9 protein-coding genes are annotated in these 14,615 nt (G+C 71.2%); 4 read left to right on the top strand and 5 right to left on the bottom strand.

Annotation, left to right across the window (positions count from 1 at the left end; all coding sequences use genetic code 11):
* Nucleotides 1-62 precede the first annotated feature (62 nt).
* Entirely contained in the window at nt 63-1,490 is a 1,428-nt protein-coding gene (gene phoR, locus T336_RS0105600; RefSeq protein WP_019701522.1) for a phosphate regulon sensor histidine kinase PhoR, read from the top strand.
* On the opposite strand, the gene T336_RS0105605 is transcribed toward phoR, so the two are convergent.
* The 3 genes from T336_RS0105605 to T336_RS0105615 all read right to left on the bottom strand — a co-directional run bounded on the left by T336_RS0105605 (nt 1,414) and on the right by T336_RS0105615 (nt 4,970).
* Entirely contained in the window at nt 1,414-2,790 is a 1,377-nt protein-coding gene (locus T336_RS0105605; protein WP_026431790.1) for an MATE family efflux transporter, read from the bottom strand. The genes phoR and T336_RS0105605 overlap by 77 nt on opposite strands.
* Complete coding sequence (locus tag T336_RS0105610) at nt 2,790-4,535, bottom strand: hypothetical protein (protein ID WP_167333637.1); 1,746 nt, start codon at nt 4,533-4,535, stop codon at nt 2,790-2,792. The genes T336_RS0105605 and T336_RS0105610 overlap by 1 nt, the downstream gene beginning before the upstream one ends.
* Before the next feature lie 174 nt (nt 4,536-4,709).
* Nucleotides 4,710-4,970, bottom strand: coding sequence for a type B 50S ribosomal protein L31 (locus T336_RS0105615; RefSeq protein ID WP_013594980.1), 261 nt, complete (start codon nt 4,968-4,970; stop codon nt 4,710-4,712).
* A gap of 149 nt (nt 4,971-5,119) precedes the next feature.
* On the opposite strand from T336_RS0105615, the gene sbcD reads away from it, so the two are divergent.
* Nucleotides 5,120-6,340, top strand: coding sequence for an exonuclease subunit SbcD (sbcD, locus tag T336_RS0105620; protein ID WP_026431792.1), 1,221 nt, complete (start codon nt 5,120-5,122; stop codon nt 6,338-6,340).
* The gene (locus tag T336_RS0105625; RefSeq protein ID WP_026431793.1) at nt 6,337-9,840 is read left to right on the top strand and encodes an AAA family ATPase; all 3,504 of its coding nucleotides are present in this window, start codon (nt 6,337-6,339) and stop codon (nt 9,838-9,840) included. Before sbcD ends, T336_RS0105625 begins: the two co-directional genes overlap by 4 nt.
* Before the next feature lie 86 nt (nt 9,841-9,926).
* On the opposite strand, the gene rho is transcribed toward T336_RS0105625, so the two are convergent.
* Nucleotides 9,927-11,189 (bottom strand): transcription termination factor Rho, encoded by a 1,263-nt coding sequence (gene rho, locus T336_RS0105630; protein WP_013594977.1) that lies wholly within the window; start codon nt 11,187-11,189, stop codon nt 9,927-9,929.
* A 263-nt stretch (nt 11,190-11,452) separates the two neighbouring features.
* Nucleotides 11,453-11,785, bottom strand: coding sequence for a thioredoxin TrxA (gene trxA, locus T336_RS0105635; RefSeq protein WP_013594976.1), 333 nt, complete (start codon nt 11,783-11,785; stop codon nt 11,453-11,455).
* Between the two features lie 116 nt (nt 11,786-11,901).
* On the opposite strand from trxA, the gene T336_RS0105640 reads away from it, so the two are divergent.
* Nucleotides 11,902-14,553, top strand: a complete 2,652-nt coding sequence (locus tag T336_RS0105640; RefSeq protein WP_026431794.1) for a PD-(D/E)XK nuclease family protein — start codon at nt 11,902-11,904, stop codon at nt 14,551-14,553.
* Nucleotides 14,554-14,615 lie beyond the last annotated feature (62 nt).

Raw genomic sequence — 14,615 nt, forward strand, 5'->3', positions numbered from 1 at the left:
ATCTGACAACAAGGCAGCGGAGTGCGGACGGGGAGGGGCCCCGCGGAGCCCTCCCGGATTCCATGGTTTGGCGTTGCATCTTCTTCCTGTCCTTCCAGGTCGCCGGCCTCCTGCTCGGCTGGCTGTGGGGCGGCTTCCACGGCGCAGTGGTGACCGTTTTCGTAGGCATGTGGCTCTGGTTCCTCTGGGACCTGTGGCGCGGATCCCGGGTGCTGCGCTGGCTGCGTGATGGCGACCTGGCCAGCTGTCCCTCGCTCACCGGCCTCTGGGGCGAGGTCGCCGACAGGACCCGCCGCCTGCTGCGCCAGAACCAGGCCGACATCGCCGCCAGCGATGCGCGCCTGCAGGAGATCCTCGCGGCCCTGCAGGCGACGCCCAATGGCGTGGTGCTGCTCGATGCCGAGGGCCACATCGAGTGGTGCAACCAGATCGCGGTCACGCAGTTCGGCCTCGATGCCGCGCGCGACATGGGCCAGTCGATCGGCAACCTGCTGCGCGACCCCGAATTCAGCGCCTACTACGCCGCCCAGGATTTCTCCAGGGATGTCGTGCTGCAGGGACGCGAGAGCACGGCTTCCCGGCCGGTGCGCATTTCCGTCCACCTGCACCCGTACGGTGACGGCCGCAAGCTGCTGCTGTCGCGCGACGTGACGGCACTGGAGCAGGCCGAGGCCATGCGCCGCGATTTCGTGGCCAACGTGTCGCACGAGATCCGCACGCCGCTCACCGTCCTCATGGGCTTCGTGGAAACCCTGCAGACGCTGCCGCTGTCCTCTGAAGAGCGCGCACGCTACCTGAACATGATGTCGCAGCAGGCCGGCCGGATGCAAAGCGTGGTGCAGGACCTGCTGACCCTGTCGCGCCTGGAGGGCAGCCCGCCGCCGGGCCTGACCGAATGCACGCCGGTGGATGCGCTGCTGCGCCGCTGCGAAGACGAGGCCCGCGGCCTGTCCGCGCTGCTCACCCGCAGCCAGTCTGCGGGCCATGTGCTGGAGTTTCCGCCGGCCGAGGCATTGCAGGGCGCCGGCCAGCTGGTCGGGGTGGCGGCCGAGCTGCAGAGCGCGCTCGCCAACCTGATCGGCAATGCGGTGCGCTATACGCCCGCTGGTGGCCGGATCACGGTGGCCTGGGACACGCTGGCCGACGGCAGCGGCCGGTTTTCAGTGCGGGACACGGGCCCCGGCATCGAGGCCGTGCACATTCCGCGGCTGACCGAACGCTTCTACCGCGTGGACCGCAGCCGTTCGCGCGACACCGGCGGCACCGGGCTGGGCCTGGCCATCGTCAAGCACGTGGTGCAGCGCCATTCGGCGTCGCTGGGCATCGAGAGCACGGTGGGCAAGGGATCCGTCTTTTCCGTCACGTTCCCGCCGCACCGCATCCAGCGCAGTGCCGCGGTGCGCGGCGCGCCGGCTAAGCCTGCCCTGCCGAAGCCGGGCGCGGACCCGGTGGGCGGGCCTGCCGCAATGCCCTCGCCAGCATCGCGATGAACACCGCGGCCGTCAGGCCCAGCGCCAGCGCCCCGCCGATCCAGAAAGCGGCGGGCGATTGCTGCGGCGGATGCCCGGCCAGGCCCACGTAGGCCAGCACATAGCCTGCCGGCAGTCCGGCACCCCAGAGCAGCACACCGTAGGTGGCCAGCGGGGCGATGGTGATGCGGTAGCAGCGCAAGGCGAACGCGCAGAAGGTCTGCAGCGCATCGGCCACATGGTAGGCCGCGACCCAGGCCAGCAGCCCGCCGGCCATGGCCAGCACGTCGGGGGAGGAGGTGTAGAGGCTCGCCAGGCCGTCCCGTGCCAGCAGGACCAGGCCGGAAAGCACGAGGGCGATGGTGCCCGCCATGCGCAACCCCATCCACGCCACCTTCCGGGCGATGGCCTCGTCCGCGCGCCCGCGCCAGTAGCTGACCCGGGCGCTGGTGGCGATGGCCAGCGAAAGCGGAACCATGTAGAGCACGGCGGCGAGGTTCGAGGCGATCTGGTGCGCCGCGGCGGCGACCGTGCCCTGCCGGGCGATGAACAGCGCCATCAGCGTGAAGGAGGTGACCTCCACCATCACGGCCAGCCCGGCGGGAACGCCCAGCCGCGCGAAGCGCCCGATCTGGGCCGGGTCGGGGCGCTCCATGCGCTTCCAGAGCGCGAGCGGCGCATACATCGCCGACGAGCGGACCAGCCACAGCGCGATGCCCAGCAGCAGGTAGTTCACGACCAGCGTGGCCCAGGCGCACCCGACGGCGCCCTGCGCGGGCAGGCCGGCGAACCCGAAGGTGAAGCCGATGGACAGGGGGATCTTCACGGCCAGCGAACCCAGTTGCAGCCAGGTGACCAGCTGCGGGCGCCCCAGGGCCTGGTTGAGCGTGGTGTAGAGCCGGAAGGCCAGGGCCGGCGGCAGGGCCGCGGCCAGCACCGTGAGGTAGCGGCCCACCTCCGCGCGCAGGTCGGCGGGCACTTCCGTCCAGCGCAGGATGGCGCCGGGCGACAGCAGCACGGCCATGCCCAGCAGGCTCGCCAGGGCGCAGAGGTACAGGGACTGGCGTACCGTGCGGCCGATCTCGGCGGTATGGCCCGCGCCGCGCTGCTCCGCCCAGATGGGCAGCAGCGCCTGCAGCACGCCCATGAGGGCGACATAGACGCTCACATAGACGGCCGAGCCGATTGACAGCGCGGCCAGGGAGGAGGGCGCATGGCGGCCGGCGACGATGGTGTCGGTCACGCCGAACGCCATCACGGCGAGCTGCCCCGCCAGCACGGTGGCGGCGTGGCGCGCCACCTGGGCGCGCTCGGAGGGCATCAGGGCTGCCCGGCCGCGGAGGGCCGGCGGCGCAGCACCAGGAGCTGGTCGTTCCTGTCGGTGGGGCGGGGCAGCACCGCGGCGCGGTGCCAGCCGCGGCCGCGGGCCAGTTCGTGGACCGTGGCCTGCACGCCGGCATCGGCCACCAGCCACTCGCAGGGGCTCTCCCGCACTTCCGAGGGAAGCGCCACGGGCTGGAGGTTCCAGCCGCCGTGGTATTGCAGCCCGGCGATCTGGGCGCGGCTCAAGCCATAGACCAGCACGCACCCCGGCTCGGGACCGAGCACGCGCGCAAGATTCTCCACCTGCGGCCGGTAGCTGCGGCCGTAATCCAGTATGGGAAGAAAGAGGGTGTTGAGCAGCAGCCACGCGAGCGTGGCACCGCTGGCCGGCAGCACCAGGCTCTTCCAGATTTCCGTACGGTTGCGCGCGGCGCGCCACCATGCCAGCGCGCACCACACCGCGGTGGCGGCCAGCGCCACGCCGAACGCAACGGCGGAAAAACCCGTGGGGTAGCCGGGCGCGAGCTTGGCGACGTTGGCTGCCGGCTTCGCGGGCACGCCCGTCTGCACGGACACCCAGATCACCCAGATGGTGATGGCCGACACGCTGAAGAACAGCAGGGTGAACCAGTCGATCAGCGAAGCGATGGCGCGGCGCAGCGTGGGCAGTGCGAACGCGGCCAGCGTGGCCAGGGCGGGCAGCCCGAGCAGCAGGGCCCGGTCGGCAGGGCTCGTCGTCAGGCAGCCCGCGACGGTAACGCCAACGAACCACAGGGGCAGCAGCAGGTGGCGATGGAGGGTGCGGCTGAAGATCTGCCGGCGCCAGCGCCAGGCCGTCCACAGCGCCAGGGGCCAGGCGGGCCACGCGAACCAGACCAACAGGCGTGCGAGGCTGCCCCATTCCTTGACCTCGCTCGCCGGGAGGATGCGCCAGCGCCACAGGTCCAGTGCCGTGGACAGCGCCGCCACGAGCAGCACCGGCACGGCCAGCGCCAGCCCCCACACCCATCCCGGCCGTGCGGTGCCCTGCAGGTCCGGCTCGGCAGGATCGCGGGCGGTCAACGCCACCAGCAGCGCGCCGCCGCCGCCGAGCAGGGCTGCCATGGTCGGTGCGCCGCTCAAGGCCAGCCCGAGCAGGCCGAGGCTGGCAGCCGCCAGGGAGATGAGCGGGCGACGCGGCAGGCTGGCCGCGGCAAAGAACAGCAGTGCGGTGCAGGCCAGTTGCGAGAGATAGCTCGTGACCTCGTGGGACAGCTGGGCGAGTCCCAGGCAGGCCAGCAATGCGAGCAGCGCGCCGTCGGCCATGGCCCGCGCGTAATCGGACGGGGAGGCCTCCCCGCCGAAGGCGAAGGCCACCGGCTGCGCGCCAGGGCTGCGCGCGAGGTGGTACATGCCCCACCAGGTGGCGGCGAGCGTGAGAGCCAGCAGCGCGACGAATGGCAGCCGGGCGGCCATGTCCGCGGACAGCCAGGCGGGTGCGGCCCGCACGGCCAGCGCGCCGAGCCAGTAGGGCAGCAGCCCGTCGGTGTCGGGCGCCATGCCGCCCAGGGTCGGCGACATCCAGGGAGTGTTTCCCCGGGCCAGTTCCATCATGTAGCCGAATGCGGTCACGTCCGCGTTCTTCCAGGGCGAGCGGGCCACGAAGCCGGGCACGACGTAGGCCAGGCACAGCAGCAGCAGCGCCCAGCGCGGCAGCGGCCGCACGGCGTCCTGGGTCACGATGGCAGGGGTCGGAGGATTCACGCGTTCAATGCCGAAAAAATCGATCGAGAATAAAGGCAAAAGCCTGCGCGGAGCCAGCCGGCGGGCCGGGCAGTAAAAAAGGCAGCGCGGACGTGCCGGGCTGCCTTTGGCGGGATGCGGGTGCGGAATGCCATGCGGCCATCCGTGCCGCCCCGGGTCCGGTGGACCGCTGGATTACTTCGCGGCGGCCGTCTTGCCGAAGCGGTTGCGGAAGCGCTCGACGCGGCCGCCCATGTTGTCCACCGACTTCTGCGTGCCGGTGTAGAAAGGATGCGATTCGCTGGAGGTGTCCAGCTTGAAGAGCGGCAGTTCGCGGCCGTCGTCGGTCTTGCCGGTTTCCTTGGTGTTCACGCAGGAACGGGTGACGAACTTGAAGCCGTTGGACAGGTCCACGAAGAGCACTTCGCGGTAGTTGGGGTGAATGCCTTCTTTCATGGCATGGTCCTTTCAAGGGGGCTGCTGCGGGAGCCACGCCGCACCCATTGCGACGCACTTTCCGCTTCGAAAAAGCCTACCATTATCGCATAACCGCGCAAAGAAGCGCCAGCCCCGGGTGCGGGGCCTTCCATGGGAACCCCTCCATCTTGCGTCTGCTGCACACTTCCGACTGGCACCTGGGCCAGCATTTCATGGGCAAGAGCCGCCAGGCCGAGCACCGTGCGTTCATCGACTGGCTGGCCGCGCAGGCGGCTGCCCGCCAGGCCGATGCCGTGCTGCTGGCCGGCGATGTGTTCGACACCTCTGCCCCGCCCAGCCATGCCCGCGAGCTCTACCACCACGCCGTGCTGTCGCTGCGCGAGGCCGGGACCGCACTGGTGGTGCTGGGCGGCAATCACGATTCTGCCGCAGTGCTGGGCGAGAGCCGCGCGCTGCTGGCCGAACTGGGCACCCGCGTGGTGCCCTGCGCGGCCGCCACGCCCGCGGAGCAGGTGCTGGTGCTGCATCGGCGCAGCGGCGGGCCGGGGGCCGTTCTGTGCGCGGTGCCGTACCTGCGCCCGCGGGAGCTGCTGCTCAGCCTGCCCGGCGAGAGCGCCGCGGACAAGCGGATGGCGCTGCAGCAGGCGATCCGCGCGCACTACGGTGCGCTCTTCGAGATCGCACGCGAACGCAGCGCGTCGCTGGGCGGCCTGCCGATCGTGGCCACCGGCCACCTCGCCACCGTGGGCGCCACGGGCGGCGACGCCGTGCGGGACATCTACGTCGGCACGCTGGAGGCCTTCCCGACCGATGCATTTCCCGCGGCGGACTACATCGCCCTCGGGCACATCCACCAGCCGATGAAGGTGGGCGGGCACGAGCACATCCGCTACTGTGGATCGCCGATACCGCTGGGCTTCGACGAGGCGGCGCAGCGCAAGGAAGTCCTGCAGGTGGATTTCGACTTGGCAGGCCTGCAGTCGGTCGCGCCGCTGCCGGTGCCGTGCTTCCAGCCGATGGCGTCCCTGCGGGGCACCCTCGCCACCCTGCCTGCGGAGCTCGCCACCGCTGCGCGGGCCGGCACGCCGGAAACGCCCGCGTGGCTCGACGTGGAGGTGGCCGGCGACGACTACCTGCCCGACCTGCAGGCGCGCGTCGCGGCGATGGCCGACGGCCTGCCCGTGGAGGTGCTGCGGGTGCGCCGCGCGCGCGGCGGCGCCGCTCCGGCCCTCGTGCCCGTCGCCCGCGAGACGCTCGACGAGCTGGCCCCCGGCGACGTGTTCGAGCGCCGCCTGCGGGAGGAGTCGCTGGACGAGGCACTGCGGGAGCGGCTTGCGGCCATGCACCGGGGCGTGCTGTCCGATCTGCAGGAAGAGGGGGCGGGATGAGGATTCTGTCGCTGCGGTTGAAGAACCTCAATTCGCTGAAGGGCGAGTGGCGCATCGATTTCACGCAGGTGCCGTTCTCGGACGGCGGGCTGTTCGCCATCACCGGACCCACGGGCGCGGGCAAGACCACGCTGCTCGACGCGATCTGCCTGGCGCTCTACCACCAGACGCCGCGCATCGGTGGTGTCTCGCAGGGGGGCAACGAACTGATGACGCGGCACACCGCCGAATGCCTCGCCGAGGTGGAGTTCGCCGTCCCCGGGGGGCGCTACCGGGCCTTCTGGAGCCAGCGGCGTGCCCGGGACCGACCCGACGGCGCGCTGCAGCCCGCGCAGGTGGAACTGGCGGAGATCCTCGCAGCTGATGGCACGGCCCGCCCGGTCACGAGCAAGGTGCAGGAAAAATTGAAGCACGTCGAAACGCTGACAGGGCTGGATTTCGGGCGCTTCACCAAGTCGATGCTGCTCGCCCAGGGGGGCTTCGCGGCCTTCCTGGAGGCGCCGGCCGGCAAGCGCGCGGAACTGCTTGAAGAGCTGACGGGCACGGACATCTACGGACGCATCTCCCAGCGCGTGCACGAGCGCGCGCGCGACGCGAGGACCGCGCTGGAGGCGGCGCGCGCCCGGGCTGGAGGCGTCGAGCTGCTGGATGCGGCGGCCCGCGGCGCGCTGGAGCAGGAGGCGGCGGGCCTGGAGGCGCGACTGGGCTCTCTTCGTGCCCGGCGCGCCGAGGCCGGGAAGGAGCGCGAGTGGTTCGGTGCCGTGGAGCGGGCGCGGCAGCGCAGTGCTGCCGCACAGGCCGGCGCCACCGCCGCGGAAGGTGCCTGGGCCGCGCGGGATGCCGACGTGCAGCGCCTGCGGCGCGCCGAGCCGGCCATGCGCCTGTCACCCGTGCACGCGGCGTGGCAGTCGGCGCAGCAGGCGGAGGCCACCTGCATGCTGCGGCTGCGGGAAAGCACCGACCGGCTGGCCGAAGCCGCCACGGCGCATGCCCTGGCGCTGGGCCGTGCGGCCGTGGTGAGCCAGCATCTCTCGGTGCTGCGGCTCGGCGAGTGGCAGGCGGGCCGCGAGGCCCTCGCGGCGCTGGAAGCCGGGGGCATCGACGATCCGCGCCACACGGCGCTCGCAGGGCGGCTGGGCGACTGGCGCGGCCGCTTCAAGGCGCGGGCCCTGTTGCAGGAAGAGATCGGCCGCACACGAACGCAGCAGCAGGAGGCGGCAGATCGGTGCACCGAGCACGAACGGCTGCTGCAGGCCGCGGGCGAGGCTGCGCGACTTGCCGATGCCGCGCAGGCCGACGCGCAAGTGGGCGCAGAGCAAGCCCGTGGCGCCTACGTGGAGCGGCTGGCGGGCCGGGATGAGGCCTATTGGCGCGAAGAGCCGCTGCGGCTCGCCAAGCAGGGGCATCTCTGGGTGCAGGCGCGGGAGTGCCGGGAGCGCATGGACGCACAGCGTGTGGAACAGGCGCGGCGATCGGCGGAGGAGTCGCAGCGGCAAGGGCGGGTGGTTGCGCTGGAGGCATCGCTGCAGCAACTCGCCGCGCGCCATGCCGATGGCCAGCAGCGCGTGCGCGACCAGGAACGCCTGCTTGCGCAGGAGCGGCGCATCCAGTCGCTGGAAGCCCACCGGCAGCAACTGCGGCCCGGCGAATCCTGTCCGCTCTGCGGTGCCACTGAACACCCGGCCCTGGCGGCCTACGAAGCCCTGGACGTGTCCGCCACCGAAGCGGCGCTGGAGAACGCAAGGCGCGTGCTGGACACCATCGCTGACGAGCGGCGCCAGTCCGAAGCCACGCTGGCCGCGCTGCGTGCGCAGCAGACACGCGCCCGGGAAGATGCAGAAGCTTGCGAGCGCTCGGTGGCAGAGCTGGAGGACCGCTGGCAGACGCTGTGTGCGGCCCTGGAGTGGCCCGCCGATCACACCGACAGCGCGTTGCTGGAGGACGCGCAGCGCCGGCATGCCCAGGCCGTGGGCGAGGTGCAGGCCCATGGCGCTGAACTCGCCCGGGCACGCGAGCGCGGCGAAGCGGCACAACGCGCGCTGCAGCAGGCCGAGCGCGATGCCGGCGCGGCGCGGCAGGCGTTAGCACTGGCGGAGCGGGATCTCCAGGCCCGGAAGCAGCAACTGCAGGCGCTGGCGGAGACGCTCGATCGTCTGGCAGCGGACTTGAAGGGCATGGAGAGCGAACTGGCGCAGGAACTTGCCGACCACGGGTACGACCTGCCCGCACAGCCAGGGCGCTGGTTGCAGGAGCGGACGCGCGAACTGGAGGCATGGCAGGCCGCCTGCGCCCGCCGGCAGGGCCTGCTGGCGCAACTGCCGCTGCAGCAGCAGAGGGCGGAGCACGCAGGCGCCGTGGCGCAACAGTGGGCGCAGCGGCGGGATGCGCTGCTGGTGGCCTCGGAAGGCAACACCTTGCGCGAGGAAGGTGCCGGGCATCCGGACTGTGAAGGGATGGCGCCCGGACGACTGGAAGAGCTGCTGCAGCAAGCAGCACAGGCCGTGCAGACCCATGCCGCGGCCCTGGCCACCCTGGGCGGCACGCGGGACGCGCAGCAGCAGGCATGGGTGCTGGCGGCCGAAGAGGTGACACGCAGCGCCGCCGCCTGGACCACCGCGCTGGCAGAAAGCCCCTTCACGAACGCCGAGGACTTCCTCGCGGCACGGCTGGAGCCGGCCGAGCGGCAGGCCCTGCAGGATGGCGTGGAAAACGCCCGGCAGGCGCTCACCGCTGCCCAGGCGCTGCACCACGAAGCCGCACAAGGCCTGGACGCGCTGCTGTCCGCTCCGTTATCGGACCGCCCGTTGCCCGAGGTGGAGGCCGAGCTGGCCGACCTGGAGGCGCAGAGCACGCAGGCCGCCCAGCGCCAGGGAGAGATCGCCGGCAGGCTGCGGGAGGACGCACGCCGGCGCGAGGGCCTGCAGGCGTTGCTCGCGGACATCGCGGCGCTCGAGGCCGATGCCGACGCGTGGCAGCACCTGAACGGCCTGATCGGCTCGGCCGACGGGGCGAAATACCGCAAGTTCGCCCAGGGACTGACGCTGGACCACCTCGTGCACCTCGCCAACCTGCGGCTGCAGCGGCTGCACGGCCGCTACCAGCTCGCCCGCCGCGCCGGAGGCGAACTCGAGATGGAGGTGATCGACACCTGGCAGGCCGACGTGGCGCGCGACACGCGCACGCTGTCGGGTGGCGAGAGCTTCCTCGTGAGCCTGGCTCTGGCGCTGGCGCTCTCCGACCTCGTGAGCCACAAGACCCGCATCGACTCGCTGTTCCTCGACGAAGGTTTCGGCACGCTGGACCCGGACACGCTGGAGATCGCGCTCGATGCGCTGGACAGCCTGCAGTCCGGCGGCAAGGCGATCGGCATCATCAGCCACGTGGAGGCGGTGAAGGACCGCATTCCCGTGCAGATCCGCGTGCGCAAGGGCGTGGGCCTGGGCTACAGCGCGCTGGAGCGTCGCTTTGCCGTGACCACCGGAAGCAGCAGCGGCAGCTGACCCGACGCCAGGGGCAAGATGCGAAAAGGCCCCGCCGCGTCGCCGCAGCGGGGCCCGGGGCCCTTCGCAGGAGTGCGCGGCGCGGATCAGCCGCCGCGGCGCATCATGTCGAAGAAATCGACGTTGGTCTTGGTGGCCTTCATGTTCTTGATCATCAGCTCCATGCTTTCGATCTCGTCCATGTTGTAGAGGAACTGGCGCAGGATCCGCGTCTTCTGCAGGATTTCCGGGGGCAGCAGCAGTTCTTCGCGGCGAGTGCCGCTCTTGTTGAGCTCGATCGCCGGGAACACGCGCTTTTCATACAGGCGGCGGTTCAGGTGGATCTCGCTGTTGCCGGTGCCCTTGAATTCCTCGAAGATCACTTCGTCCATGCGGCTGCCGGTGTCCACCAGCGCCGTGGCGATGATGGTGAGCGACCCGCCTTCTTCCACCTTGCGCGCGGCGCCGAAGAAGCGCTTGGGTCGCTGCAGCGCAGCGGCGTCCACGCCGCCCGACAGCACCTTGCCGGAAGAGGGCACGACGTTGTTGTAGGCACGGGCCAGGCGGGTGATGGAGTCCAGCAGGATCACCACGTCCTTCTTCAGTTCGACCAGGCGCTTGGCGCGCTCGATCACCATCTCGGCCACGTGCACGTGGCGGGCGGCGGGCTCGTCGAAGGTGGAGGCGATGATCTCGCCCTTGACCGTGCGCTGCATCTCGGTCACTTCTTCAGGGCGCTCGTCCACCAGCAGCACCATCAGATGCACGTCGGGGTTGTTGGCCGTGATGGCGTGGGCGATGTGCTGCATCATCATCGTCTTGCCGCTCTTGGGCGGCGCGACGATCAGCGCGCGCTGGCCGCGGCCGATGGGGGCGATGATGTCGATGATCCGGCCCGTGATGTTCTCGTCGCCCTTCATGTCGCGCTCGAGCTTCATCTGCTCCTTGGGGAACAGCGGGGTCAGGTTCTCGAACATGACCTTGTGCTTGTTCTGCTCCGGCGGGCCGCCGTTCACGGCGTCGAGCTTGGTCAGCGCGAAGTAGCGCTCGCCGTCCTTCGGCGTGCGGACCTCGCCCTCGATCATGTCGCCCGTGTGCAGGTTGAAGCGGCGCACCTGGCTCGGGGAGATGTAGATGTCGTCCGTGCTCGCGGTGTAGCTCGTGTCCGGGCTGCGCAGGAAGCCGAAGCCGTCGGGCAGGATTTCCAGCACGCCGTCTGCGAAGACCTGCTCGCCCGCCTTCGCGCGCTTCTTGATGATCGCGAACATCAGCTCCTGCTTGCGCATGCGCCCGGTGTTCTCGATCTCCAGCTCTTCGGCCTGCTTCAGCACTTCGGACACGTGCAGTGCCTTGAGTTCGTTTAGATGCATGGGGGTGACTCCGGAACGGAGTAAATAGGAATTCAGGAGGAGACCGCATGCCGTGGGGACTGCTCATGGCGTCCAGGCGGGTCTGGGGGATCTGCGACGGGGGCCGTTGCTGGGCTGGCCCGGTGATCGATGCGGATTATGACAGGAAAAGACGCCCGCTCATCAGGGACTCTGCGCGGGTGCCGGCAAGTGCCCGCCGGAAGGGGAAGGGCCGGTGCGCAAGCGGCATGCAGGCCTGGCGCACCGGGGGGCTGGCAGGCGGCTCAGGCGAGCTGCTGGTCGATGAAGGACGTCAGTTGCGCCTTGCTCATCGCGCCGACCTTCGTGGCGGCGAGCTGGCCGTCCTTGAACAGCATGAGCGTGGGGATGCCGCGGATGCCGAACTTGGCGGGCACTTCACGGTTCTCGTCCACGTTCATCTTGGCGACGGTGAGCTTGCCCTGGTAGGAGTCCGCGACTTCGTCGAGGATGGGGGCGATCATCTTGCACGGGCCGCACCATTCGGCCCAGTAGTCCACCAGTACCGTGGTGCCGGGTTGCAGCACGTCGGCTTCGAAGCTGGCGTCGGAGATGTGTTTGATCAGTTCGCTGGCCATGGCGCGTTCCTTGTGGAGGCGAATAAATGGATTGTGGGGAAGGGTGCGGATACAGTCCTGGGATTGTGACAGAAAGACATTCCCTGCTCGATGTGGTGGATAGCGACTCAGGCGCTATGACAGTCATAGCGAAAACCGAATCGCGGGACGATGATTGGAAGGTGCTGCTCGGCCGCCTGGAGAGCTTCGTGCGCGGCACCGGGCAGCCCGCGGGCGCTGCGGTGGTGCTCGTGCCCTATGCCCAGCTCATGGGGGAGGCCCAGCGCCGCTGGGCGAGGGCCTTCCCGGACGGCTTCGCGCCGCGCTTCGAGACCACCCGCAACTGGGCCTCGCGCCTGGCGCCTTTCGTGCCCGAAGGTGACGACCTGGCGCGCGACACGGCGCGGGACACGCTCACCGCCCGCTCCCTGCTGGACCGTGCGGGGCTGGGCGGGCAGCGCGACGTGCTGGCGGGTCCGCTCCTCGATGCCGCCTGCCAGCTGGCGCCGGCGGTCGCGGCGGTGCCTCCCGCAGGCCGCGAGGCCTGGGCCGGCAGGGTGCGGCCGCTGCTGCCCCCCGCGGCCGATGGCGCGGCCCTGCGCTATGAAGCGGCGGTTGCCCGCATCGCGCTGGAATGGGCCCTGGCCACGCGCCACGCCACCGACGTGCTGTTCGAGCCGCGCGTGCGCGCCTGCGCACCGGTGCTGGTGGTGCTGGACGGATTCCAGCCCGATCCGCTGGCACATGCACTGTGCGCCCTCTGGGGGGCGGACCGTGCCTGCGTGCTGCCGCTGTGTCCCGCCCCCGGGGCAGGCAGCCCGGATGGGCTTCATGCGGCGCCTGCCGCCGGCGACGTGGCGCTGCATGCCGCTGCAGATGCGGAAGACGAGGCCCAGAGGGCGGCCGCGTGCGTGCTGCGGCACGTGGCCGAAGGCCGCACGCCGGTGGCCCTGGCGGCCATCGACCGGGCGCTGACACGGCGCATCAGCGCGCTGCTCGCGGGGCGGGGCGTGGGGGTGCACGACGAGAACGGCTGGACGCTGTCCACCACCCGCGCGGGGGCGCAGGTGATGGCGGCCCTGCGCGCCTGCATGGCGCATGCCTCCGGCGATGCGGTACTCGACTGGCTCAAGCACGTGCCCACTGCCGATGCCGGGGCGCTGCGGCAGGCCGAGCGCTGGCTGCGGCGCACGGGCATGGGCGACTGGCCGGCGGCCGTGCGCAGCGCCGGGCTGGCTGCGGGGCAGGGGCAGGAGGCGACCGAGGCGGAAGACCTGGAAGTTCCCGGCCCCGCAGCTGCGGAGGGCTGGCGCATGCTGGTGCGGCGCACGGAGGCGTGGCGCGCTGCGATGCAGGCACCGCGCGACCTGCCGGGCTGGCTCGCGGCGCTGCGGGCGCTGCTGCAGGCCACCGGGCAGTGGGGGCGGCTGCAGGAGGATGCGGCAGGACTGCGCGTGCTGGCGGAATTGCGGCTCGACCTGGCCCAGGAAGGCGAGTGGCGCGGGCTGGATGCCTCCGGCCGGCCGATGGCACTGGCCGAGTTCGTGCATTGGGCGGACGAGGTGCTGGAGGCAGGACGCTTCCGCCCCGAATTCGGCGGCGACGGAACCCCGGACGCTGTCGTGGTGCCCCTGCCGCAGATGCTGGCACGGCCCTTCGCGGCCCTGGTCGCCGCCGGATGCGACGAGAAGCGCCTGCAGGCCGCGCCGGAGCCTCCCGGTGCCTGGACGCGGGAGCAGCGCGAGACACTGGGACTGCCCCTGCGCAAGGACCTGGAGGCCGCGCAGCGCGCCGCCTGGGCGCACGCGCTGTCGGTCGGCCAGGTGGACGTGCTGTGGCGCATCGGCGACGAGGGCGGCGAGCCGCTGCTGGCCAGTCCGCTGGTGCTGGCCCTGCAGGCCGAAGGGAGCCGCCGCGCGGGAGTCGATCCGCGCGAACTGCGGGCGGTGGCGCCATCGCCGGTGCCCCGGCCGCTGCCGCGGGGCGACGCGTTGCCGCTGGTGCGGGTGTCTTCGTCGGCCTATTCGGACCTGCGGCACTGTCCTTATCGTTTCTTCGCCCTGCGGCTGCTGGGCCTGCAGGAGTCGGACGAACTGGGCGCGGAGGTGGACAAGCGCGACTTCGGCAACTGGCTGCATGCCGTACTGCAGCGCTTCCACGAAGGCTTGCGCGATGCGTCGGTGGAAGACACCTCCACCCGCCGCCAGTTGCTGGATGCCGCGGCCGAGGCCACGACCCGGGCCCAGCGGCTGTCGGCGGGGGAGTTCCTGCCGTTCTCGGCTGGCTGGCCGGCCCTGCGCGAAGGCTACCTGCGCTGGCTGGCGGGGCACGAGGCCGGGGGGGCGCGCTTCCGCGAGGCGGAGCGGCGCTGCGTGCAGCCGCTCGGGTCCCTCGAACTGATCGGCACCCTGGACCGGGTGGACGCGGTGCGCGGCCAGGCACCCGGCGAGCCGCCCACGGTGATGGTGATCGACTACAAGACCGAAGGCGAATCCGCGACCCGGCGCCGCATCGCCGCCGGCACCGAGGACACGCAACTGGCCTTCTATGCCGCGCTGCTGGGCGACGACACGCTGCGCGCCCTCTACGTGAATGTCGGCGAACGGGGCGAGACCCGCAGCTTCGAGCAGGAAGACGTCGTGGCGCTGCGCGACCAACTGGTCGAGGGCCTGCTGCACGACTTCGCCCGTATCGCGGAAGGTGCCCCGCTGCCCGCGCTCGGCGAGGGGGCGGTGTGCGACTACTGCGCTGCCCGCGGGCTGTGCCGCAAGGATTTCTGGAGTGAATGAGACCACTCCCCTGGGGCGCTGCGCGCCTCCGTGCAGCCGCCAGAGGCGACAGCCCTTCGGGC

Source organism: Paracidovorax oryzae ATCC 19882 (assembly GCF_000687165.1).
Lineage (GTDB): Bacteria > Pseudomonadota > Gammaproteobacteria > Burkholderiales > Burkholderiaceae_C > Paracidovorax > Paracidovorax oryzae.

Bases quoted from the DNA above. Each gene is read 5' to 3' on its own strand.
- T336_RS0105625 (WP_026431793.1), top strand. From the start codon at position 6,337: ATGAGGATTCTGTCGCTGCGGTTGAAGAACCTCAATTCGCTGAAGGGC.
- T336_RS0105640 (WP_026431794.1), top strand. From the start codon at position 11,902: ATGACAGTCATAGCGAAAACCGAATCGCGGGACGATGATTGGAAGGTG.
- trxA (WP_013594976.1), bottom strand. From the start codon at position 11,785: ATGGCCAGCGAACTGATCAAACACATCTCCGACGCCAGCTTCGAAGCC.
- phoR (WP_019701522.1), top strand. From the start codon at position 63: ATGGTTTGGCGTTGCATCTTCTTCCTGTCCTTCCAGGTCGCCGGCCTC.
- T336_RS0105615 (WP_013594980.1), bottom strand. From the start codon at position 4,970: ATGAAAGAAGGCATTCACCCCAACTACCGCGAAGTGCTCTTCGTGGAC.
- T336_RS0105605 (WP_026431790.1), bottom strand. From the start codon at position 2,790: ATGCCCTCCGAGCGCGCCCAGGTGGCGCGCCACGCCGCCACCGTGCTG.
- rho (WP_013594977.1), bottom strand. From the start codon at position 11,189: ATGCATCTAAACGAACTCAAGGCACTGCACGTGTCCGAAGTGCTGAAG.